A 20614-nucleotide genomic window follows, 5' to 3' on the forward strand; every position below is an offset into this window, starting at 1 on the left:
CCACGTCCACAAAGTCCCTAGACTCCGAGTCCAAAAAGTAGCTGGACTCCCAGTCCAAAAACCTCATGGACATAACAATTCCGGACTAGCGGAAGACTAGGAGAGCTACGAACCCCGGTCCCACGCGTCGTTGCTGCGGCGCGTGCGGTCGGGGCTTTGTGCATGGCTATGATCGAACACTAAGACCACAGCCACGCCCGGTGAAAGGAGACCCCGCGATGACCACGGAGCGTGAGAAGGCGAAGCAACGCAAGCGCCAGGAGCTGCTCGCGGCGGCCTCTGAAATCATGGCGGACGTCGGCTTTGCGCGCACCCGCCTCAGTGACGTGGGCGCAGCCGTGGGAATTTCGGGGCCTGGGCTCTATCGCTACTTTGACAGCAAGGAGACTCTGCTTTCGGAGGTCCTCGTCGATATCTCCACGCGCCTGCTCGACGGCGCGTTGGCTATCCTTGCCGAGCACCGCACGGGGGAGGACGCGGCGCTCGATGATCCGAGCGCGGTGCTCCACGACCTCATCGATTTCCACGTGGAGATCTGTATGACGGAGCCCGACCGCGTACGCGTGCAAGAGCGCGAGCGGTGGAACATCGTGGCCGTCGACTCGGCGAAGATTCGTTCGCTGCAGCGCAGCTACATGAACGTGTGGACCGATGTCCTTGTCCAGGTGCGTCCGGACTTGGAGCGTTCGACCGCGCGTATGCGTGTGCAGCTTACGGCGGGACTCATCGCATCGTCCCGCTACGTCAACCACTGGGCCGTGCCCGACGTGCTGCGTGCCCAACTGCACCAGATGGCCGTCGCTGCCATCTTGGTCTAACCGAGGGGACGCGTGCCGGCCGCGACGCAGCCAGCAGGGGGCGAGGGGAGCGCGCGATACACCCCCGCGCAGGGGTGTAAATCTATGCCACGGATTTCTTAACTTTTGTAAATTTTCACACAAGCGCGCTGGTGAGTGACGCTGGGGGGATTGTATGCCCACAGTGGCAAGTGACGCATTGTACATTCTGGAAGAAAAGCGTTGAGGGTCACACGCAGGCGGGGTACTCTCTGGTTCTAGTTAATCGAAATTAACTGAACTTCAACAAATCCACTCATCGAGACTTCTAGGGAGCTCATTCATGACTGCACCTACCGCCCCCGCAGCGTCGCCAGCGGCCACGAACCGCGAACGGCATGAGACCCTCGGCGCGGATTTGCGCGAGTTGCTCGCCACCACGGCGCGCGGGGGATCGGACAAAGCCCGCGAGCGTCACCTCTCGCGCGGCAAACTGTTGCCTCGTGACCGCATTAACCAGCTGCTCGACCCGGGCAGCCCGTTTCTGGAGGTGGCCCCGCTCGCCGCGCACGCCATGTATGGCGGCAAGGTGCCTGCCGCAGGCGTTATCGCCGGCATTGGGCTCGTGGAGGGGCGGCGCTGCATGGTGGTCGCGAACGACTCGACGGTCTCCGGCAAGGTCCTTAAGGTGCAGCTGCGCGAGATGGCGCCCAAGGTCCTGGGCTGGGTGTAAGCCATGACCGCGCCGAACCCCATGCCCGCAGGCTGGTCCTGCGCAGACATGGCGGCGCAGGCCGCGGAGCGACCCCCTGCCCTCGTGCAGGAGCATCTTGATGCCGCCGGTTCCCCCCATGTTGGGCGCTGGCTCAGCGTTGCCTCCGCCCGAAACGTGCCTCATCACTCGTTTCGCGCGCTTTGAGTCCGCTGGCGAATTTCTCATCCTGCGCGCCCTCGCGCCAGGCATCACGCTCATGGATATCCAGCGCACGACGCCGGTGGACTATATCGTCGACCTCGACACCATTACGGCCCTGCGCCGCACATAGCCCTTCGATTCATTCCTTCCGAGGTGAAACCATGACAACTTCCGCACCCGATTACTTCTTTGAGCGCACTGGCCCTGCGACTTTCGCGCCCACCATCCATGGTGAGGGCGCCTGGTCCAACGAGGATTACCACTTCGCTTGCCTGGCTGGGCTTATCACGCACGTCATTGAGCAGCACCGCCTGGAACACGACGGCGGTAAGCTCGACCTTTCGCGTATCTCCTTCGATATCCTGGGCCGCCTGCCTTTCAAGGAAGCGACCATTGAGGTCGCCATCAAACGCCCTGGCCGCACCATCGAACTCGTCGAGGCCATCTGCTCTATCGGTGAGCGTCCCGTCATTATCGCGCGTGCCTGGTATCTCATCCCGACCGATACCGCAGACGTCTCCGGCGTCGAGTTCGAACCGCTGCCAGCGCCCGCATCCTGCCCGCCGCGTGACATGACGTCGGTGTGGAACGGCGGGCTTATCGCCCAAATCGAGGCCCGCCAGCCGCGCGCCTACCGCCCCGGGCACGCCGCAGCCTGGATTACCTCACCTAACCACCTTGTCAAGGACGAAGAGCCCATCGCGATCGCCGAGTTCGTCTCCCGTATCGACGTCGCCAACGGCATTGCCGTGCGCGAAGACCCCACGCGCTTCGCTTTCCCCAACGTTGACCTCACCGTGCACTTCTTCCGTCAGCCGGTGGGCGAGTGGACCGGACTCGACACCCGCGTGAGCTGGGGACCCCACGGCCTGGGACTTACCTCGTCGACGCTCCATGACGTCGAAGGCCCCGTTGGCCGCGCCGAGCAGTCACTCACCCTCCGCGCCATGTAACCCACGCCTCCTGCGCCCTGGCTGTTCAGCAGCCGGGGCGCTTTCGTGTGTCCACGTAAAAATCCCTACAGCACATATAGTCCCGCTTTTAATCGCCCGCACGGCCCTTATATGTCCTGAATGTAGATTTACTCTTCCGGCCGAGTTGGCCGTGCGCGACGCCTTCGGAAAAGAAGAACGTGGCCTGAACGCAAAATTCCCGCCACCGCGAGTGCGGTAGCGGGGAAGGGGCCGAGAAATCCTAGCGGTTCGTGACCGCGCCAAACCCTCTGGCGATAGGAGCGACGAAGATGGCGCGGGCGAAGTACCAGCCAGCCGCCGTGACGAGCATGGCAATGACGAAGAGGATAAAGCCCAACCAGTTGTGCGCCCAGACCTCCGGGTCCACGTCGCCGCGTGCGGCGAACATGTTGTTGAGGTTGCGGAGCAGACCCGTCGCGACAACGAGGAAGACGTGGATACACAAAAACACGATGAAGTAGATCATCGTGGGGAAGTGGATCTTGCGAGCCAGTGGCGCCGGGTAGATCTTGTTGAGCGTCGTATTTTTCGCGGGCCACATGCCGGACATGCGCACGCCAGAGATGATGGCTAGCGGTGCTGCGACGAAGACCGTAAGGAAGTACGCAATCTGCTGGAGCGCGTTGTAGTGCACCCAACCGTTTTCCGTGGGCCAGTCGAGGCTCAAGTACTGCAGACCAGACGACAAGGCGTTGGGGAAGACCTCCCAGCTCGTGGGCACGATCTTCATCCACTGGCCGGTGGTGAACAACAGGATGAAGAAGATGAGGCCGTTGATGACCCACAGCAGATCCAGCGCTTGATGCAGCCACAGCGTCAGACTGATCTTGCGCTTGGGGTTCCACTTCGGGCTCCAGTAGGCGGCGGGGCGACGCTCAGTGCGCACCGCCCATCCCGTACGCACGATCAGCGCCATGAGGAAGACGTTGAAGAAGTGCGACCACGTGAGCCACACCGGCGTGCCGATAGGCGCCGAGTCTGGCGTGGGCGCATGTCCCGGGTACTTCGCGAGGAACTCCTCGCCGCCCGCGCTGCCCAAGTAGGCACGCGATGCCCACACGAGGACCACCGCGACGGCGGCGAGCGCCACGACGGCGCCGATCCATTGGCCCACGCTGAGCGGACCATACCTCTTCGGTTCCTTCTTCGCCGGGGCAGAAGGCGTGGACGGCGCCTTCTTCGGCGTCGCGCTCGGCTTCGTGGCTGCGGGTGTCGTCGCAGCGACGCCCGCACCACCGGTGGCTGCTATCGGAGCCGCAGGTGCAGTCGGAGCGATTGGAGCCGCAGGTGCGGAGGGCGCAGTCGGCGCTCCAGGCGCAGCTGGTGCCACCGGAGCGGCGGACGCGGCCGGAACATCAGCAGCAGGTGCCGCAGGTGCACCAGGTGCTGCGGGCACTGCAGGTGCAGCCGGCGCGGCCGGTGCGCTTGGTGCAGCAGGAACTCCAGCTGCCAAAGCTGCGGGAGCAGCAGGTACGCCAGGCGCGGCTGGCGCAGTGGGGGCTGCAGGTGCCGCAGGGGCGCTCGCTGCAGGGGCAGCGGGTGCAGCCGGAGCCGCCGGAACGTTCGAAGCAGCTGGTGCTGCGGGAACTCCAGGTGCCGCGTGAGTCGCAGATGCGGATGGCGCAGCAGGGGCCGCAGGGGCAGACGATGCTGCGGGAGCGGCGGGCGCAGCAGGCACGGATGGAGCGGCTGCCGCTGCAGGTGCGCTGGGGGCGCTCGGCACCGAAGGGGCTGCAGACGCGGCCGGAACAGCAGGCGCGGCCGGAGCTGCGGGAGTGCCGGAAGCAACAGGTGCTGCTGGCACAGCGGGAGTTGCCGGTGCGACGGGTGCGGCAGGAGCTGTGGGCGAAGAAGGTGCGGCTGCTTCGGAGAGAGCGGAAGGCGCAGGCGGGGTGGGAGTTTCGGCGGAGGGCGCTGCGGGGGCAGAAGCGGCAGGCGGCCAAGAATCGCCATTGGGTGTGCGCGGCAAACCGCGGCGCAAATTATCGGAACTCATAGGCGGATCCTAACCCCCGTGTCCTTTGAGGGCGGTAATTAGTTGCGGAACAACGTCAAAGACGTCGCCCACAATACCGAGATCGGCGATATCGAAGACGGGGCATCAGGGTCTTTGTTCACAGCGATGATGTGCTAGGAGGTCTGCATGCCGGCGAGGTGTTGGACCGTGCCTGAAATACCGAGCGCGATATAGAGGTCGGGGGTCACGGTCACGCCGGTCTGTCCGACCTAGGCGGTGTGGCCTAGGTAGCATGCGTCGACGGCGGCGCGGGAGGCGCCGACGAGGCCGGGGCGGTCCGTCGATTCGGGACCCGTCTCGCGCGGGGTGATTGACAGGCGTGCGGCTGCGCCGGGGATATCGAGCACGGTGAGGACGGCGATGCGCAGTCCGCCGGTAGAAGCTGGTGGGGTCATGGACGGCTCCGTTCGTGGCTCGAGATTTCAGTTAATCATTAGTAACTGAAGTTAGACGAAACCTGTGACCTGTGCAACGAAAACGTGAAACGCGCTCGCACCGTGGAGGTGGGAGCGCGCGGAGAGTGGCTTGAATCTACTTCGTAGCCTGCTTTTTTGTGGCCTTCTTGGTCGGCTTCTTCGCCGTGGCCGTGGCGATGGAGTCGTTGCGGTTCTTGAGCAACTCGAGGGTGGCCTCGTAACGGTCTTCGGGTGGAGTGGCGCCGAGGGCGGCCAGGGCGGCATCGGCAAGCATGACCGCGGTGTCCGGGATGGACTGGGCTGGCTCGTAGGGCGGCGTGCCGTTGTTGGGGCGCATCTCGATGACAGAAAGCGCGATGTGGAAGGGCAGCTCGATGCGCGGGTCATCCTCGCCGACGATGGCGCGGGCGTGGCTACGGAAGTAGTTCTGCAGCGCGGTGCGGGCCTCGTGGTACTCGGAGAACTCCTCCGAGTTGGCGACCGGCAGCTGGTACAGGCGGCCGACGTTCCAACCGCTGGTGAGCAGCAGGCGGGACTCGGCGGCGACAAGTGCCCAGAGGATGAGCTCCGGATCGGCATCCGAGTGGTCGAGCTCCTCGGCCAGACCGAGGGAGGGCTCGATGGTGGAATTCAAGAGCGTGAGGAAGATTTCCGTCTTGGACGGGAAGTGGTAGTACAGCGAGGCCTGGCGAATGCCCACGGCTTCCGCGATCTGGTGCGTAGACGTCGTGGCGAAGCCCTGCGTGGTGAAGAGCTCAGCGGATGCGTCGAGGATCTCCTCGCGCGCCGTGCTGCCGCGGCGCCGAGGGCTATTTTTACGCGGCCTACCTACAGCACCTGCCATGGTGGGACGCCTCCTTCCAGAAAACCGTTACTCTTAACACGACTACACTACCCGATAAACAAATAGAATTTAATTCTGGCTTGCCTGCAAGCCGTCAAATACGGCGGCGACCATGCGGCAGGCCGCGCCGTAGGCCGTGCGGTCAAGCGGTGGGAGATCGCCCAATCGCAGCGGGTGGCCGTCCACGTGGTCGCGCCAGTTGCGCAGCTCGAGCGCAAGCCCGGTTTCCCAGGCCTGTGTGAGCGCATCGCGCTGGCTGGAGGTGAGAAGCTCACGCTCGTGGCCGATGGCGATGCGGTCTGGAGTGGGACGTGGCGCGGGGGCCGCCCAGCGCGCGATGGCGGCGATGGGGGAGAGGAGGTGTGCACGCACGTCGACGAGGACATCGCGATCCGGCAGGCCATCTACGACGCGCAGCGGCTGTGGACGTTGCGCGAGCGCCTCCTCGAGCAGCTGCTCTTCGCCGCCGGTGCCCACGGGCAGGCCGGCATCGACACGATTGGCGGCGCTGTCCTTGCCCGTCGTGGCCTTGAGTCCGACGGATGCAAAGAGCTCTTCGAGGTCTGAGTCTTCACCGAGCCAGTAGATGGTGGTCGTGGGGACGGCGTCGCCCGTGGCCGCCGCTCCGGTGAGCCGGACGGGGGAGTCCAGACCTGGGGAACGGAGGACATCGGCAAGCACGCGCGAGAACCACGCGGCGAGTGCCACCTCATCCTCGCGGTGGTCGACGGCATTGCGCACAAGGTCCTGTGCCTCCGCGAGAATACCGCGGGCGGCCGCCGGGGACTCGCAACGGGCGGCGAGTTCGCCCAAGTCCACGAGGGAAGGGTGCAATGCCATGTGTCAACGCTCCTTGATTCACTAGGCTCAGGGGAATCTGTGCTAGCAAGAAATAGTAGCACCCCGCAATGCATGCATTGCGGGGCAGAAGGAGAGGTGGAAAAGCACGACATCCCGCCGCCCACGAGGTGGGAAGCGGGATGGGTACAAACGCTGTTGAAACCCTGCTACTGATTTAGCGGGTGGTGAACGGCAGGAGAGCCATTTCGCGAGCGTTCTTCACAGCGGTAGCGACCTGGCGCTGCTGCTGCGGGGTCAGACCCGTGACGCGACGGGAACGGATCTTGTGACGATCCGAGATGAACAGACGCAGGGTCTTGGTGTCCTTGTAGTCCACCTTCTCGATACCCTCTGCCTTGAGCGGGTTCTTCTTCGGGCGACGGGACTGTTCCATGCGGAACTTCTTGGAGTTATTACGCTTCATAGCCATTGGTCGTTTCTCCCTTTACCAGCTGGACTTACGAACGCCCGGCAGCTCACCACGGTGAGCCATGCCGCGCATACGGACACGGGACAGACCGAACTTGCGGAGGTAGCCGCGCGGACGACCATCGGCCGAGTCGCGGTTACGCACGCGAGACGGGGAAGCGTCGCGCGGCTGACGGTTGAGCTCGAACTGTGCGTCCAAGCGGTCCTCGTCAGAGGTGTTCGGGTTCTTGATGATGGCCTTGAGCTCAGCGCGACGCTCCGCGTAGCGGGCGACGATTTCCTTGCGCTGCTCGTTCTTGGCGATCTTAGACTTCTTAGCCATAGATTAACGCTCCTCGCGGAATTCGACGTGCTTGCGGGCGATCGGGTCGTACTTCTTCATGGAGATACGATCCGGGTTGTTGCGCTTGTTCTTACGGGTCACGTAGGTGTAACCGGTGCCCGCAGTGGACTTCAGCTTGATGATCGGGCGAATGTCATTACGTGCCATCGGTTAGATCTTCTCCCCACGGGCGCGGATCTTCGCAACGACGGACTCGATGCCGTCGCGGTCAATGATCTTCATGCCCTTAGTAGAAACGGTCAGGGTGATGGTGCGGCCCTCGGAGGGCAGGTAGTAGCGACGACGCTGCACATTGGGGTTCCAACGGCGCGACGTGCGGCGGTGCGAGTGCGAGACCTGCTTGCCGAATTCCGGCTTGCGGCCCGTTACCTGGCAAATAGCCGACATGGGTCTTCTTTCTCCTAGCCGCCCACATCATGGCTTTGTTTGTCCGGCATGTATCTGCGTGAGGGGCAGCGCGGCTTAAAGTGAGGTAAGCGGCGGAACATGCTGGCCAAAACGCCAGTAGACGGGGCGTTATACGTACATTGTGACAACAGCAAGGGGAAAGTCTACCGTTCGAGACGTCAATTACCTAATCGCGCCGTAGTGCAGCGTGTGCGGAGGCGATTTCTTTTAAGGTCGTGTGACCTGTATGATTGTTCAAGTTGTCGACGCGCGGGTGCTTGACTCCTCTTTACTTAAAGGGGTACCACACCACGTGTTCGATATCTTTAGTACACGACATACATCCCAACTCGGGCACGATCCTTGGATGCGCGTGCTGCCGGCTGGCTCCAGTGGGGCTACGCGGCGAAGCCTCGCAAGGAACCGACCCGTAGTTCAACCCTGAGGGAAGATATATATGAAGAAGGATATCCACCCGGATTACCACCCGGTGGTCTTCCAGGACGCTGGCACTGGTCACAAGTTCCTGACCAAGTCCACTGCCTCCTCCGACCGCACCGTCGAGTGGGAAGATGGCAACGAGTACCCGCTCATCGTCGTTGACGTGACGAGCGAGTCCCACCCGTTCTGGACCGGTGCACAGCGCGTCATGGACACCGCTGGCCGCGTCGAGAAGTTCAACCAGCGCTTCGGTGGCATGGCCCGCCGTAAGAAGAAGTCTGCGAAGTAAGGAGGATAGTAGAAAATGGCAACTCCTAAGTTCAAGATGTCCCGCGCGAACACGCGCGCTCGCCGCTCCCAGTGGAAGGCTGACAACGTCGCCCTTCAGGAAGTGAAGATTGACGGCCAGACCGTGCGCATCCCGCGCCGTCTGGTGAAGGCCGCGAAGCTCGGCCTCATCGACGTCGAGCAGTTCTAGTTTTGCGGGGCTATGTGCCCTGTGAAGAAACTAGTTGACGCCTCACCTTTTGGGGGTGGGGCGTTTCTGTATTTTCGGTCGAACCTTGCGCCTTAATGGTCGTATCTCTAAGGTTGTGTGTGGTCAGATGAACTTTATAGGACGTCATCGCCGTACCACGCCGATCGCTATCCTTAATAAAGGCTTTGGACTTCGAAAACCCAGTGTAGATAAGGAATAATGGCGCCTATGAAAATTTTGGTCGTCGATGATGAACAGGCAGTGCGTGAATCGCTGCGCCGCTCATTGAGCTTCAACGGATATGAAGTCCTCCTCGCGTCCGATGGCGCCGAGGCGATTACGATCGTCCATGACGAGAACCCAGACATCATCGTTCTTGATGTCAACATGCCGAACATGGATGGTCTTGAAGTCTGCCGCACGCTGCGTAGCGAAGGCTGGGGTCGTCCGATTCTCATGCTCACTGCGCGTGACGGTGTCTCTGATCGTGTCGCTGGTCTCGACGCTGGCGCGGATGATTACCTGCCCAAGCCTTTCGCTCTCGAGGAGCTCTTGGCTCGCGTGCGTTCCCTCGTCCGGCGTGCCGCGGCCGATGCGAACGCGAGCTCCCGCCCGGCCGCGAGTCCCAAGCTGGCATTCGAGGACCTCAAGCTCGACGCGGACACGCGCGAGGTCTCGCGCGGCGACCGCGCCATTTCGCTTACTCGCACGGAATTCTCCTTGCTGAAGCTGCTTATGGAGAACCCGCGCAAGGTGCTCTCCCGCAACACCATTCTCGAAGAGGTGTGGGGCTACGACTTCCCAACCTCTGGCAACGCACTCGAGGTCTACATCGGCTACCTGCGTAAGAAGACCGAGGCGGGTAACGAGCCGCGTCTCATCCACACCGTGCGCGGCGTGGGCTACGTGCTGAGGGAGACGACTCCGTGATTTTGAGGAAGCCCGCGCCCGACGCTGTGGCTTCCGCTGAATCTGGATTTGATCCGCGTACCGAGCCCTGGGGCGAGGCGAGCGGATGGGAGCAGCGGGCGCCACTGAAGTGGCGCCTGTCACTTGTGACGGGCGTGGTCGTCGCCATCGTCGTGACCATCACGACCTTGGCGACGTACGCGGCCGTGTCTGCAATGCTCACCGCGGCCGTGGATCGCGCGCTTGAGCGTGACGCGACCTTGCTCCTCGAGACCACTATGGAGGTGGAATCGAACGAGCAGATTACCCGAGTCATCGACATCTACAAGGCCTATCATCCGGAGACCCGCGTGGCGATTTCACCGGCCAACTGGGCTTTCGTGTACGGCGACTCGATACCCGTGGGCGGTGAATTCAGCTTTTCGGGCGCTGGGTCTTCCACGTCGGTGCGCACCGTGGGCGGTGAGCGCGTCGTGGCCACACGGCACGACAATGGCTCGCTCGTTGTCGTGGCCCGTGATTTGACGGAAAGCAACGCGCTTATCACGACGCTGGGAACGGTCCTCGTTGTCATTACGGCATTGGGTATCCTTGCCGCCATCCTTGCTGGCATGTGGGTCTCGAAGTCCGGTCTGCGCCCGATTACGCGCCTGCAGAAGGCCGCTGACTACGTGACGCAGACGGGCGACCTTCGCCCCATCCTCGTGGTGGGGAGCGATGAGATGGCGCAGCTGACCATCTCCTTCAACGAGATGCTCGTGGCGCTGCAGGAGTCCCGCAAGCGCCAATCCCAGTTCGTGGCCGACGCCGGGCATGAGCTCAAGACGCCCCTGACGTCGATGCGTACCAATATCGAGCTACTCATGATGCTCAACCGCCCGGGCACGACGGCCACTATCTCCGACCAAGACCGCAAGGACTTGGAAGACGACGTGTTGGCGCAGATGACGGAGCTGTCCGCGCTCATCGGCGATCTCGTCGACTTGGCGCGCGAGGACGCAGCCGAGAAACAAGCCGAGACCGTAGAGCTCCACGAGGTGCTGGCAACCTCCCTCGAGCGCGCACGCCGCCGCCGTCCGGACGTGGACTTTAAAATCCGCATCGAGCCGTGGATCATGGAGGGCGACCAGTTCGCCTTGGGCCGCGCGACGCTCAACCTCATGGACAATGCCGCCAAGTGGTCGCCTCCGCAAGGCACCGTGCGCGTGTCCATGCGCCAAATCAGCGACTACGAAATGCGCCTGCGCGTCGACGACTCGGGCCCCGGCATTCCCCTCGAGGACCGCGAGAAGGTCTTCGAGCGTTTCTATCGTTCCGCCGAGGCACGGTCTATGCCGGGCTCCGGTCTGGGCCTGGCCATCGTGAAGCAGGTTATTGAGCGCCACGAGGGCACGATTACTGTGCGCGAGTCTGCAGATGGCGGCACGCGCATGGAGGTGATCTTCCCAGGCCACCCAGGTGATGGCGAGGTCTACGAGGACGCCGGCGTCGACGCGGGAGAGGCCGCCAGCGAGCGCAAGGAAGAATTTGCCAAGCGGTGGTTTAACCAGCGCTAATCCCACGGCGCGTGGGCGGCCACAAGGCGCACAGCCTATTGCCAGTATTTCTAAGCGGACTCGCAGATTAGTTGCAGAGTTGGCTCAGCCATTCGTTGCACAATAAGTCCCATGACTTTCTGGAACAAGAACCAGAGCGAGCCGCAGGACGGCCACTCGGCGGATAATAGCGATATCACGAACTCTCACGCAGCAGAGGGCACAGAGCGCGTAATGGATAAGGCGCCCTATGGCTCTGAGGCTCATTATGGTTCTACGGAAACCCCGGCGGGGGACGCCGCAGGTTCCCGTGGTGAGCGCTTCGACGATACCCGCGAGATAGCAGCACAGGGCCAGCCGGGTCCCACGTATTCGCAGGGTTGGAACCAGCCGCGCACGGAGGACGCGCAGGCAGCTCAGACGGCGCAATCGACGCGTCGCCTGCAGCCCTACGCCGCGTGGTCGGGGCAGGGGACGGGCGCGGGGTACGGTGCCGCCCCCACGGCCGTGGACCCGCGTGCTGAGAAGCCGAAGAAGTCGGTGAGTCTGCCCGCCGCCTTGGCGCTCATGTTGGCCGGTTCGGTGGCCGTAGGCTCGATTACCGGTGTTGTCGTCTCGAAGAATAACGATGACTCCGGCACCGCCACCGTCAACGAGGTACTCAATCAGCCGGTGTCGAATACCGAGCCCTCGGGCGATAGCACGAACTCTGACTCCGGCATCGAGGACGTTGCGTCCAAGGTGCTGCCGTCCGTCGTCGCGATTCAGGTCATGACGCGCAGCGCTGTCGCGTCGGGCTCCGGCTCCATTATTTCGCCTGACGGCTACGTGCTCACCAACCATCACGTCATCGCGGACGCGCGCCAGGGTGAGCTCGCGGTCACCCTGAACGACGGCTCCAAGCACACCGCGCAGGTGATTGCTTCGGACGCCAACACGGACGTGGGGATTATCAAGATCGACGACGTGCAGGATCTGCCGTACCTTGAGTTCGGTGACTCCTCCTCGCTCAAGGTCGGACAGCAGGTCGTCGCCGTGGGCTCCCCGCTGGGGCTTAACGCGACGGTGACCTCGGGTATCGTCTCCGCGCTCAACCGCCCGGTGCGTGCCTCCCAAGAAGGCGGCCAGTCCTCGCTCATCGACGCCATTCAAACGGACGCGGCGGTCAACCCCGGCAACTCCGGCGGCCCGCTCGTGGACATGAACGGCAAGCTCGTGGGCATGAACTCCATGATCGCGTCGCTGTCGTCCGGCTCCTCCTCGTCTGAGGCGGGGTCCATCGGCCTTGGCTTTGCCATCCCGTCCCTCTTTGCGAAGCGCATGGCGGACCAGCTCATCAACAAGGGCGAGGTCACCCACCCCATGCTCGGCGTGCAGGTTGCCGCGCAGCAGCTTGTCGATGGCGCCTATGTCGCCGGCGTCGAGCCGAACAGCCCGGCGGACAAGGCGGGGCTCAAGCAAGGCGACGTCATCACCCGCGTCAACGACCGTCTCATCGATTCTGCTGACTCGCTTATCGCCGCGACCCGTTCCCAGGAATTCGGCGCCACCGTTACCCTCGAGGTCACCTCTGAGGGGGAGGATTCTCCGCGCCAGGTAGAGGTAACCCTCACGAGCGAGTAAATTAAGGAACACCGTACATCCCCTAAGAAGAGGAGGGCGCATGACGTCTCCCGTAGACACCCCGCACGCTGGCGATCCACTGGCCGACTTGGATCTGGACGCCCAGTCCTCGCAGGCGCTCATGGACATCGCCGAGCCGGATGATGACTTCCTCATCGCCACGGAGCGTGAATCCCGCGCTCAGGCCCCGCGCCGCGCGCTCGCCGTCCTCATCACGGACCACCCGGATGAGACGACAGATGAGACAGCCCGTCTTGTCACCGAGCTGCTCGTCGAGGCCGAGTTCCAGGTCGATGGGTGCCTCGTGGTGAAGTCGAAGAAGTCCAAGATCCGCCAGGCCATCGAGACCGCCGTCGTGGGTGGCGTCGATCTCGTGGTGACCGTCGGCGGCACAGGCGTGGGCCCGCGCGATAAGACGCCGGAGGCTACCCGCGACGTGCTCGACCAGATGGTTCCGGGCATCGCCCAGGCCCTGCGCGCCTCGGGCCAGGCCTGCGGCGCCGTCGACGCGTGCGTGTCCCGCGGCATCGCCGGTGTGTCCGGCTCCACCGTCGTGGTGAACTTGGCTTCCTCGCGTGCGGCTCTGCGCGATGGCATGGCCACCCTGCCGGCGCTCGTCCACCACCTCGTGGACCAGCTCCAGCGCTACAGCGTCTAGGAGGCAGCTATGGCTCAGCCCCGCAAGCGCCGGCGCGCGACACGGCTTTCCGATGCCCCCAACTACGACCGCACCGCCGACCGCCCACCGTTCCAGTCGGCCTTTGGCCCCGACGGCGAGCGCGTCGTGCCTGTCGACGACGAAGCCGCCGCGGCAGGGGAGGAACCCACCGGCGAGGAGTTCTACCGCGCGCAACAGCCGCCGCACTACGGCGCCTAAACCCCTTCCCGAATCCTGTGCACCGGATCATCCGCTCTGAGACCTTCGTTCCGACGACGGCACTGTCCCGAAAGCAATAATCCCAGGTCGCGAAGAATTTCTCTCACGAAGGAGAAGACCGCGACCAGGGCACATAGCTTTCGGGACAGTGCTTTTGTGTGTCGCGCATAGAAAAGACCCGGGTGCTCTTCGTAGTAGAAGAGCACTCGGGCGTGGTGTGGCTGCGCGAGTGCGCGGCTACTTATGCCTGGTGACGGCCACCGTCGATATCGGTCTCGCGGTTGTTGGTGGCCTTCTCGTCGTACATGACGGCGCCAGCCTTGTTAGCCTCGAGCAGGTCGCGGATCTCGGCGAGGAGCTCCTCGGTGGTCGGAGCCGGTTCCTCTGGGTCGATGCCTCTGCGACGCTGAGTGGCCTCGTTGAACTTGTTCATCGGCATGATGATGATGAAGTACACAACGGCGGCGACAATAAGGAAGTTCAGCGCAGCGGTGATGATGGCGCCGAGGTCGACGAGGGTAGCCTCGTTGCCCTCGCGGAGGTGGTAGGCGAAGCCATCAACGTTGGCACCGCCGAAAAGGGCGATGATCGGGTTGATGAGGTGATCGGACACGGCGGTGACAATGGCCGTGAATGCAGAACCGATAATGACGGCGGTAGACAGTTCGATGACGTTGCCGCGGAGGATGAAGTCCTTAAAACCCTTGAGCATGGGGGTTCCTTTCCATAAAAATATCCGGAACCGTCTCAACTAGTGGAAATGATTACCGGAGCATAGTTTTCTTAACTTGGTAGAAGTGTAGGTTAAGCACGGCAGCAATGCTATTTATCCTCCCTGTATGTCACCTGTGCACCGCCGTTCCCGACGTGATTTTCTGCAAAAATTTTTCAGGATTTGAGATCATCCCGTTGCGCGGGGCCCGGTGATGACGACTGTAAGGGGGCCGCTGAGGCTCGCCGCGGCGACTCGGTCAGCCTCCGCGGCGGGCAGCGCCACGAGAATCGTTCCGGGGCGCGCCTGCCCCTTGCCACCCTCGGGCAGCGCCGTCGCCACGACCCTGCCACCTGCAGCGACGAGCGTCGCTGCGCTCGTCTCTGGAGTCGCATTAGTCACAGGAATTTCGCCGTCCGGACCAGCACCGGCGACCCCAGCACTGGGTGGCGCGGCGGCCGCCGTCACGATGCTTACGGTGTCGCCGTGGTGGAGCAACGCTGCGATGTCGGGCTCGGCCAGTTTGAGAGGCACCATGTGCAATCCTGGGGCCGAAAAGCTTTGTGTGGTGTCACTCACGCCCAGCAATCGGGCGGGCGTGAGGACCTCACCAACGCTGCCCGCGGCGACGAGCACGGAGCCCGCCGGCGTGTCCTCCGGCCCCAGTGCTGCGGCGGGAATCACTTCCTTGGGCACGCGGCGCAGTTCGACGTCGCCGTCGCCTACCACCGAGCCCGCCGGGACGTTGCGGGCAAAAACGTAGACCTGCGGGTGCTCGCGCACACCGGCGGCTGCGCTGAGCCCCGCCGCGAGCACGAGCGCCCCCGCGAGCCCGCGGCGCAGGATGAGCGTGCGCCCGCGCCCCGGCGTGGACAACTGCTGGCGCGCATGCGCGAGTCGAATGGAAAGCTTCATGCCCCATTAGACTGCGCGCGCCGCCCAAAGGTTCCCGCCGCGGCGGAAGAGTTCTAGGAAAGCGGCAGCGCGCGTACGCCCGACTGCGTAAGTACCGCGTTCATCACGGCATCGTGCGGGTCGGCGGGGACGTCCTCGCGTACCTCGCCGTCGAAGACGAGGACGAGGGTGTCCGTGTCCACGCCCGCGAGCGCGCGGTCGTAGTAGCCCGCGCCCTTGCCCATGCGCACCCCGGCGGGGGAGACCGCGAGTGCCGGCACGAAGATAAGGTCCAACTCGGCCAGCAGGCTCGAATCGCGGCGCGGGCCCGTGGGCTCGCCAATCCCCAGCGCGCCCGGGGCGAGCGACTCGGCGCCTTCGTAGCGCGCCCAGAGGAGCTGGCCGTCGTCGCCGGAGATGGGCAGCCATACCTCGGCCGCGCTGACGTAGAGAGACTCGGCAAACGCCGCGCCACCAGGTTCTGAGCTCAGCGGAGCGTAGGCCGCGACGCGCAGGTCCGCCGCGCGACGTGCTGCCTCGGCGGCGATGGCGTCATTCGCCGCGGTAAATGAGGGGGTAGCGGCGAACGCGCGGCGTGCTGCGGTGAGCTCGGTGCGCAGGCGCTTCTTCGACTCATATTTTGCGTCAATCACACCGTAAAACAGTAGTCGGTTCACAAGATAAAAGGGTGTACCAGGTAGGCTGGCCGTTATGGCTACTACATGTGACGAGGCTCCGCTGGGTGTGAAAACGGTCGTCGTCCCTGCCGCTGGCATGGGCACCCGCTTCCTTCCCGCTACCAAAACGGTGCCCAAAGAACTTCTCCCCGTGGTCGATACCCCGGGTATCGAACTCATCGCAGAGGAGGCCGCGTCTTTGGGCGCAGCCCGCTTGGCGATCATCACCGCTCCCAATAAGCAGGAGGTCATGCGTCACTTCGATGAGTTCCCTGAACTCGTCGAGACGCTGCAGTCCCGCGGTAAGGATGAGCAGGCCGCTAAGGTCGAGCGCGCCGCGGAGATCATCAAGCCGGTCTCCATCCCGCAGGATAAGCCGTTGGGCTTGGGCCACGCTGTGGGCCTGGCCGAGTCCGTTCTCGACGACGACGAGGATTGCTTCGCCGTCATGCTCCCTGATGACATCGTCATGCCGGCGACGGTGCTCGAGGACATGGCGCGCGTGCGCCGCGAGCTGGGCGGTTCCGTGCTGTGCGCCGTCGAGGTCTCGCCCGAAGAGACGTTCAACTACGGCGTCTTCGACGTCGAGGACACGGATAACGACAACGTGAAGAAGGTCGTGGGCATGGTGGAAAAGCCAGAGCCCAAGGATGCCCCGTCCAACCTCGTGGCCACCGGCCGCTACCTGCTTGACCGTAAGATCTTTGATGCCCTGCGCAAGATCACCCCGGGCAAGGGCGGCGAGCTGCAGCTTACCGACGCTATCGAACTGCTCATTGAAGCCGGCGAGCCCGTCCACGTGGTCATCCACCACGGCACGCGCCACGATCTCGGTAACCCGGGCGGCTACATCCCGGCATGTGTCGATTTTGGTCTGCGTTCGGACAAATATGGCCCGGCGCTGTATAAATCACTCAAGGCTATCTTGGCTTCTTATGAAGCCGAGCATGCTGCTGAGTAACACCCTTTGATAGGAGATGGATCATCCATGCGTTCAGTTGAGGAACAGCTAGAGCTCATCACACAGGTGGCGGTTACCCCGGAACCCGTGCGTATCGCGATTGCGAATGCTTTAGGCCTCATGAGTGCAGAGGAGGTCCAAGCCAATGAGCCGTTGCCGGGCTTCCCGCAGGCGGCCATCGACGGGTACGCGGTGCGCGCCGTCGACATCGGCGGCGAAAAGGGCCTGGCCGCACGCCGTCCTGCTCCCGTGGCAGAGGCTGAGGGGGAGGAGGGCGCGGCGGCGCAGGAGGCGGCATCGGCAAGCTCGGTGGAGCGCTCCCTGCCTGTCGTGGGCGAGGTCCCCGCGGGCTCGCGCCAGCCGTTGCGCCTCCAGCCGAAGCAGGCCGTGCGCGTCTATACCGGCGCGCCGTTGCCCACGCTTGCCGATGCCGTCCTTCCGCTGGAATGGACCGACCGCGGGCGCAAGCGCGTCACAGCGTTGCGTCCCGTGCGCTCCGGCGACTTCGTGCGCGGCGTGGGCGACGATATTCAGCCCGGCGATGTCGCGGTGAGCTCCGGCACGGTGCTCACTCCGGCGCACATCGGGCTGCTCGCGGCCGTGGGCCGCAGTAAGGTGCTCGTCTACCCGCGCCCGCGCGTGACGATCATTTCTTATGGCAAGGAACTCGTCGATATCGACAAAGAGACCGGCTTGGGCCAGGTCTACGACGTCAATTCCTATGCGCTCGCGGCGGCGGCGAAGGAGGCCGGCGCGGATGTGCACCGCGTGGGCCTCGTGGAGGGCGAGCCGCGCCGTATTCGCGAAACCATTGAGACGCACGTTGCGCGTTCGGAAATCGTGGTCATCTCCGGCGCCGTGGGCGGCGCCGGCGCCGACGAAATTCGTAAGGTCCTTGACCAGCTCGGCGATATTGATACGACGCGCGTGGCCATGCATCCGGGCTCGGTCCAGGGCTTTGGCGTGCTGGGCGAGTCCCGTGTGCCGACGTTCCTCGTGCCGTCCAATACGGTCTCCGCGCTCGTCATCTTTGAGGTCTTCGTGCGCCCGCTCATTCGCTTGAGCCTGGGCAAGCGCATCGGTGCGCGCCGCGTCGTGCGTGCGCGCGCGCTCAACCACATCGAGTCGCGTCCCGGCCGCCGCGGCTACATCCGTGCGCGGCTCATGCGCGACGCCCAGACAGCAGACTACCTCGTGGAAGGCCTGGGAGGTGCTGCGGGCGCTCCCGCGCACCTGCTCGCGGGCCTGTCCCAAGCCAACGCGATCATCCGCGTGCCAGAAGACGCCACGGATATTCGCCCGGGCGATGTGGTCGACGTCCTGTTCATTACGCAGCGCAACTAGATGTGGAATTTCTTTGGCCGTCGCTTCGATACACCGGCGACTGGCCCCACAGATTCGTACCACCCCGGCTGGCCGGAGGCGACGCCTGCCGTGCGCATTCCCGGCGGCGAGCTCGTGCAGCTGCGCCCCGTGCTCAGCCGCGATGGCGAGGACTGGCGCCAGATGCGTGTGCTCGACGAGGGCTATCTGCGCCCCGTCGAACCCACCGCGCCAGCAGGCTGGGAGGCCGCGCACACGCGCGCGGCGTGGCACAATCACCTGTCCTTCCTGCGGTCCTCGGCCCGGGAGGGAAGCATCGTCCCGCTTGCTATCACCGTGGGGGGCGACTTTGCAGGCCAGGTGACACTGGGCAATATCCAACACGGCGCCATCCGCGAATGCTGGATTGGCTACTGGGTCTTCTCCGCGTTCCAGGGTGCCGGCGTGGCCACGGCCGCGTGCGCTCTAGGGGTCGACCATGCCTTTGATCGGGTGGGCCTCCACCGCGTCACGGCGACGTATATGCCGGGCAACCCCGCCTCGGGCGCGGTGCTTCACCACTGCGGCTTCCGCGACGAGGGCTACCTGCGCCGCAACCTCCACATCGACGGCGAGTGGCGCGACCATCACCTCGTGGCCATCAACATCGATGACTACGACTCGACGGCCGCGGCACGGCTGCGTGCGGCGGGCCGGATCCTCTAGTGCGCCACGGGTGACCGCGGCGCGACAGGGCGCGACGCGGGGACACCCGATCGGCACACGAGTCACAAGCTTCACGACCTCGGCGTGTCGGCGCTGCGCTCCCCGCATAAGCGTGTATGTAGCACTAAACTTTTCGCCAACTGTCCGTCTAGGGAAGGTGCTCCATGTCCACCGGTGCCATCATCGTCCTCATCATCGTGGTGTGGCTATTTCTGCTTGCGCCGTGGCTGCTGCGCTCGCAGCGTCCCGTCAAGCACACCGGCGAGGCCTTTGACGACACGCGCGTGCTCTTCAACGGCGACTCCGGCGAGGTCCTCGGCTCGCGCCGCCCGCGCCTGAGCCCCCGCGACGTCCACGTCTCCGCTGATGAGCTCGATGCGGTCAACGAGTACGCGGATGACGCCGTCGCACACGACGACGCACCCGTTGACTTCAGCGAAGGCAACCCGGACGAGGCACGCTCCCATGATGACGCGCACGCCAGCGAAGACGGCTCCCGCATGACCATCAAGCGCGCGGCCGCCACTGCGAAGGCCGCTGCGGGTGCTCGGTTCCGTCGCGGCACCGAGCGTGACGCTGACGTCGCTTCCGACGACGCCGAAGATGATGCGCTCGTCGACGAGCCGGTCTTTGAAGAGTCCATGGCCGACGCGAAGAACGCGCCCGAGCTCGACGTCGTCGCCGACGAGGTCGAGGTCTTCACGGCCCCGGCACCCGAGGCCGCTGAGGACGCCTACGCCTACGACGACTCCTATACCTCGCCGGTGGACCTGCTGTACCCGGGCGCCGTTGATCCCGCGCCCGCCGTTGAAGCCGAGGTTGAGTCTGAGGCAGAGCCTGTCGAGGGTGACAGCGCCGACGCAGGCGCAGAAGGTGCCGAGGAAGCCCAGGCTGACACCGACTCTGAGACCGCAGATACCACGGCGGAGACCGATGGCGAAGTGCGCGAGGAGTCGGACACTGACCTGTCGAGCGATGAGCTCGAGTTCGCGCAGCGTCGCCTGGGCCGCGGCGGCTGGGATCCGGTCGCGGATTCTGCGGCGCGTGTGACGCGCTATCAGCGCCGCCAGCGCGTGCTGGTGCTGTTTGCGGTGCTCGACGTCGCCGCGGTGGCGCTTGGCATCGTGGTCGGCGGCTGGACCTGGTGGATCGCCGCCATCCTGGGCATCGCGACCGTCGCGTACCTCGTGGCACTGCGCAACCAGACACGCGCGGAGACCGAGCTGCGCCGCCGCCGCGTCAAGGCCCTACGTCGCGCGCGCTTGGGCGTGCGCACGGCTCAGGACGAGGAGCTCGCCATCCCGCGTAAGCTGCGTCGCCCGGGCGCGGTGGTCCTCGAGGCCGATGACGAGAGCCCCGACTTCGACTTCCTGCCGGTCTACGATCTGCGTGGACCCGGTGACGATGACTTGGGCGGCGCCCACGTGGTCAACCGCCGCGAGCTGCGCGACGAGCTCTCCGCACGCCGCGCCGGTTAACCCGTTCCTTGCAAGAATCCCCTCTGCGAACGCTTCGCAGAGGGGATTTTTGCAAGGAA

Annotated in this window: 25 protein-coding genes and 2 pseudogenes; 16 read left to right on the plus strand and 11 right to left on the minus strand. The window is 64.3% G+C overall.

Annotated features, from left to right (window positions below; translation table 11 throughout):
• Positions 1–218: 218 nt before the first annotated feature.
• The 4 genes and pseudogenes from ABJ196_RS06325 to ABJ196_RS06340 all read left to right on the plus strand — a co-directional run bounded on the left by ABJ196_RS06325 (position 219) and on the right by ABJ196_RS06340 (position 2645).
• Positions 219–818, plus strand: coding sequence for a helix-turn-helix domain-containing protein (locus tag ABJ196_RS06325; protein WP_347305694.1), 600 nt, complete (start codon positions 219–221; stop codon positions 816–818).
• A 301-nt stretch (positions 819–1119) separates the two neighbouring features.
• A pseudogene (locus ABJ196_RS06330) lies at positions 1120–1452 on the plus strand (carboxyl transferase domain-containing protein); the annotation flags it as partial.
• Between the two features lie 157 nt (positions 1453–1609).
• On the plus strand, positions 1610–1822 hold the full coding sequence (locus ABJ196_RS06335) for a hypothetical protein (RefSeq protein ID WP_347305695.1): 213 nt from the start codon (positions 1610–1612) through the stop codon (positions 1820–1822).
• A gap of 31 nt (positions 1823–1853) precedes the next feature.
• Positions 1854–2645 (plus strand): thioesterase family protein, encoded by a 792-nt coding sequence (locus tag ABJ196_RS06340; RefSeq protein ID WP_347305696.1) that lies wholly within the window; start codon positions 1854–1856, stop codon positions 2643–2645.
• 241 nt (positions 2646–2886) lie between these two features.
• Here ABJ196_RS06340 and ABJ196_RS06345 read toward each other — a convergent pair whose 3' ends face one another.
• A complete protein-coding gene (locus ABJ196_RS06345) occupies positions 2887–3780 on the minus strand; it encodes a cytochrome b/b6 domain-containing protein (protein ID WP_347305697.1) in 894 nt (297 codons plus the stop codon).
• A 161-nt stretch (positions 3781–3941) separates the two neighbouring features.
• Between ABJ196_RS06345 and ABJ196_RS06350 the strand changes: the two genes are divergently transcribed.
• Positions 3942–4664: a hypothetical protein gene (locus ABJ196_RS06350; RefSeq protein WP_347305698.1), complete on the plus strand. Its 723-nt coding sequence runs from the start codon at positions 3942–3944 to the stop codon at positions 4662–4664.
• Positions 4665–4671: 7 nt separating this feature from the next.
• Here the strand turns inward: ABJ196_RS06350 and ABJ196_RS06355 are convergent.
• The 7 genes and pseudogenes from ABJ196_RS06355 to rpmB form a co-directional block, all read right to left on the minus strand.
• A pseudogene (locus tag ABJ196_RS06355) lies at positions 4672–4946 on the minus strand (FAD-binding protein); the annotation flags it as partial.
• A gap of 268 nt (positions 4947–5214) precedes the next feature.
• Positions 5215–5943, minus strand: a complete 729-nt coding sequence (locus tag ABJ196_RS06360) for a TetR/AcrR family transcriptional regulator (protein WP_347305699.1) — start codon at positions 5941–5943, stop codon at positions 5215–5217.
• Positions 5944–6012: 69 nt separating this feature from the next.
• Positions 6013–6783, minus strand: a complete 771-nt coding sequence (locus ABJ196_RS06365) for a hypothetical protein (RefSeq protein WP_347305700.1) — start codon at positions 6781–6783, stop codon at positions 6013–6015.
• Between the two features lie 175 nt (positions 6784–6958).
• The gene (rpsR, locus tag ABJ196_RS06370; protein WP_066487956.1) at positions 6959–7207 is read right to left on the minus strand and encodes a 30S ribosomal protein S18; all 249 of its coding nucleotides are present in this window, start codon (positions 7205–7207) and stop codon (positions 6959–6961) included.
• Between the two features lie 21 nt (positions 7208–7228).
• Positions 7229–7534 (minus strand): 30S ribosomal protein S14, encoded by a 306-nt coding sequence (gene rpsN, locus ABJ196_RS06375; RefSeq protein WP_347305701.1) that lies wholly within the window; start codon positions 7532–7534, stop codon positions 7229–7231.
• Positions 7535–7537: 3 nt separating this feature from the next.
• Positions 7538–7702, minus strand: a complete 165-nt coding sequence (gene rpmG / locus ABJ196_RS06380; RefSeq protein ID WP_066487835.1) for a 50S ribosomal protein L33 — start codon at positions 7700–7702, stop codon at positions 7538–7540.
• Between the two features lie 3 nt (positions 7703–7705).
• Positions 7706–7942 carry a 50S ribosomal protein L28 gene (rpmB, locus tag ABJ196_RS06385; protein ID WP_010187623.1) on the minus strand — a complete coding sequence of 79 codons (237 nt, stop codon included), beginning with the start codon at positions 7940–7942 and terminating at the stop codon, positions 7706–7708.
• Positions 7943–8399: 457 nt separating this feature from the next.
• On the opposite strand from rpmB, the gene ABJ196_RS06390 reads away from it, so the two are divergent.
• The 7 genes from ABJ196_RS06390 (at position 8400) to ABJ196_RS06420 (ending at position 13805) form a co-directional block, all read left to right on the plus strand.
• A complete protein-coding gene (locus tag ABJ196_RS06390) occupies positions 8400–8672 on the plus strand; it encodes a type B 50S ribosomal protein L31 (RefSeq protein ID WP_066487837.1) in 273 nt (90 codons plus the stop codon).
• Positions 8673–8687: 15 nt separating this feature from the next.
• Complete coding sequence (gene rpmF, locus ABJ196_RS06395; protein WP_066487839.1) at positions 8688–8861, plus strand: 50S ribosomal protein L32; 174 nt, start codon at positions 8688–8690, stop codon at positions 8859–8861.
• Between the two features lie 228 nt (positions 8862–9089).
• The gene (locus tag ABJ196_RS06400; protein WP_347305702.1) at positions 9090–9791 is read left to right on the plus strand and encodes a response regulator transcription factor; all 702 of its coding nucleotides are present in this window, start codon (positions 9090–9092) and stop codon (positions 9789–9791) included.
• Positions 9788–11326: a HAMP domain-containing sensor histidine kinase gene (locus ABJ196_RS06405; RefSeq protein WP_347305703.1), complete on the plus strand. Its 1539-nt coding sequence runs from the start codon at positions 9788–9790 to the stop codon at positions 11324–11326. Before ABJ196_RS06400 ends, ABJ196_RS06405 begins: the two co-directional genes overlap by 4 nt.
• Positions 11327–11437: 111 nt before the next feature.
• Positions 11438–12928, plus strand: coding sequence for a trypsin-like peptidase domain-containing protein (locus ABJ196_RS06410; protein WP_347305704.1), 1491 nt, complete (start codon positions 11438–11440; stop codon positions 12926–12928).
• 121 nt (positions 12929–13049) lie between these two features.
• Positions 13050–13586, plus strand: a complete 537-nt coding sequence (locus ABJ196_RS06415) for a molybdopterin-binding protein (RefSeq protein ID WP_347305773.1) — start codon at positions 13050–13052, stop codon at positions 13584–13586.
• A gap of 9 nt (positions 13587–13595) precedes the next feature.
• Positions 13596–13805 (plus strand): hypothetical protein, encoded by a 210-nt coding sequence (locus ABJ196_RS06420; protein WP_347305705.1) that lies wholly within the window; start codon positions 13596–13598, stop codon positions 13803–13805.
• 241 nt (positions 13806–14046) lie between these two features.
• Here ABJ196_RS06420 and mscL read toward each other — a convergent pair whose 3' ends face one another.
• The 3 genes from mscL to ABJ196_RS06435 all read right to left on the minus strand — a co-directional run bounded on the left by mscL (position 14047) and on the right by ABJ196_RS06435 (position 16064).
• On the minus strand, positions 14047–14517 hold the full coding sequence (mscL, locus tag ABJ196_RS06425) for a large conductance mechanosensitive channel protein MscL (RefSeq protein WP_347305706.1): 471 nt from the start codon (positions 14515–14517) through the stop codon (positions 14047–14049).
• Positions 14518–14706: 189 nt separating this feature from the next.
• Positions 14707–15432: an SAF domain-containing protein gene (locus tag ABJ196_RS06430; RefSeq protein WP_347305707.1), complete on the minus strand. Its 726-nt coding sequence runs from the start codon at positions 15430–15432 to the stop codon at positions 14707–14709.
• 53 nt (positions 15433–15485) lie between these two features.
• Positions 15486–16064: a 5-formyltetrahydrofolate cyclo-ligase gene (locus tag ABJ196_RS06435; protein WP_347305708.1), complete on the minus strand. Its 579-nt coding sequence runs from the start codon at positions 16062–16064 to the stop codon at positions 15486–15488.
• Between the two features lie 58 nt (positions 16065–16122).
• Between ABJ196_RS06435 and ABJ196_RS06440 the strand changes: the two genes are divergently transcribed.
• The 4 genes from ABJ196_RS06440 (at position 16123) to glpR (ending at position 20555) form a co-directional block, all read left to right on the plus strand.
• On the plus strand, positions 16123–17049 hold the full coding sequence (locus ABJ196_RS06440; RefSeq protein ID WP_347305709.1) for a UTP--glucose-1-phosphate uridylyltransferase: 927 nt from the start codon (positions 16123–16125) through the stop codon (positions 17047–17049).
• Positions 17050–17076: 27 nt separating this feature from the next.
• Complete coding sequence (glp, locus tag ABJ196_RS06445; RefSeq protein WP_347305710.1) at positions 17077–18393, plus strand: gephyrin-like molybdotransferase Glp; 1317 nt, start codon at positions 17077–17079, stop codon at positions 18391–18393.
• Positions 18394–19077 carry a GNAT family protein gene (locus tag ABJ196_RS06450; protein ID WP_347305711.1) on the plus strand — a complete coding sequence of 228 codons (684 nt, stop codon included), beginning with the start codon at positions 18394–18396 and terminating at the stop codon, positions 19075–19077.
• A gap of 164 nt (positions 19078–19241) precedes the next feature.
• A complete protein-coding gene (gene glpR, locus ABJ196_RS06455; RefSeq protein ID WP_347305712.1) occupies positions 19242–20555 on the plus strand; it encodes a gephyrin-like molybdotransferase receptor GlpR in 1314 nt (437 codons plus the stop codon).
• Positions 20556–20614: the final 59 nt, after the last annotated feature.

Source organism: Corynebacterium sp. SA-MJD20WY100 (genome assembly GCF_039822565.1).
In the GTDB taxonomy this organism is placed as follows: Bacteria; Actinomycetota; Actinomycetes; order Mycobacteriales; family Mycobacteriaceae; genus Corynebacterium; species Corynebacterium phoceense_A.

Coding starts and splice junctions, on each gene's coding strand:
- ABJ196_RS06335 (WP_347305695.1), top strand. CDS start 1,610: ATGCCGCCGGTTCCCCCCATGTTGGGCGCTGGCTCAGCGTTGCCTCCG.
- ABJ196_RS06390 (WP_066487837.1), top strand. CDS start 8,400: ATGAAGAAGGATATCCACCCGGATTACCACCCGGTGGTCTTCCAGGAC.
- mscL (WP_347305706.1), bottom strand. CDS start 14,517: ATGCTCAAGGGTTTTAAGGACTTCATCCTCCGCGGCAACGTCATCGAA.
- ABJ196_RS06420 (WP_347305705.1), top strand. CDS start 13,596: ATGGCTCAGCCCCGCAAGCGCCGGCGCGCGACACGGCTTTCCGATGCC.
- rpmF (WP_066487839.1), top strand. CDS start 8,688: ATGGCAACTCCTAAGTTCAAGATGTCCCGCGCGAACACGCGCGCTCGC.
- ABJ196_RS06430 (WP_347305707.1), bottom strand. CDS start 15,432: ATGAAGCTTTCCATTCGACTCGCGCATGCGCGCCAGCAGTTGTCCACG.
- ABJ196_RS06400 (WP_347305702.1), top strand. CDS start 9,090: ATGAAAATTTTGGTCGTCGATGATGAACAGGCAGTGCGTGAATCGCTG.
- ABJ196_RS06325 (WP_347305694.1), top strand. CDS start 219: ATGACCACGGAGCGTGAGAAGGCGAAGCAACGCAAGCGCCAGGAGCTG.
- rpmG (WP_066487835.1), bottom strand. CDS start 7,702: ATGGCACGTAATGACATTCGCCCGATCATCAAGCTGAAGTCCACTGCG.
- glp (WP_347305710.1), top strand. CDS start 17,077: ATGCGTTCAGTTGAGGAACAGCTAGAGCTCATCACACAGGTGGCGGTT.
- rpsR (WP_066487956.1), bottom strand. CDS start 7,207: ATGAAGCGTAATAACTCCAAGAAGTTCCGCATGGAACAGTCCCGTCGC.
- rpsN (WP_347305701.1), bottom strand. CDS start 7,534: ATGGCTAAGAAGTCTAAGATCGCCAAGAACGAGCAGCGCAAGGAAATC.
- glpR (WP_347305712.1), top strand. CDS start 19,242: ATGTCCACCGGTGCCATCATCGTCCTCATCATCGTGGTGTGGCTATTT.
- ABJ196_RS06360 (WP_347305699.1), bottom strand. CDS start 5,943: ATGGCAGGTGCTGTAGGTAGGCCGCGTAAAAATAGCCCTCGGCGCCGC.
- ABJ196_RS06450 (WP_347305711.1), top strand. CDS start 18,394: ATGTGGAATTTCTTTGGCCGTCGCTTCGATACACCGGCGACTGGCCCC.
- ABJ196_RS06410 (WP_347305704.1), top strand. CDS start 11,438: ATGACTTTCTGGAACAAGAACCAGAGCGAGCCGCAGGACGGCCACTCG.
- ABJ196_RS06440 (WP_347305709.1), top strand. CDS start 16,123: ATGGCTACTACATGTGACGAGGCTCCGCTGGGTGTGAAAACGGTCGTC.
- ABJ196_RS06415 (WP_347305773.1), top strand. CDS start 13,050: ATGGACATCGCCGAGCCGGATGATGACTTCCTCATCGCCACGGAGCGT.
- ABJ196_RS06365 (WP_347305700.1), bottom strand. CDS start 6,783: ATGGCATTGCACCCTTCCCTCGTGGACTTGGGCGAACTCGCCGCCCGT.
- rpmB (WP_010187623.1), bottom strand. CDS start 7,942: ATGTCGGCTATTTGCCAGGTAACGGGCCGCAAGCCGGAATTCGGCAAG.
- ABJ196_RS06340 (WP_347305696.1), top strand. CDS start 1,854: ATGACAACTTCCGCACCCGATTACTTCTTTGAGCGCACTGGCCCTGCG.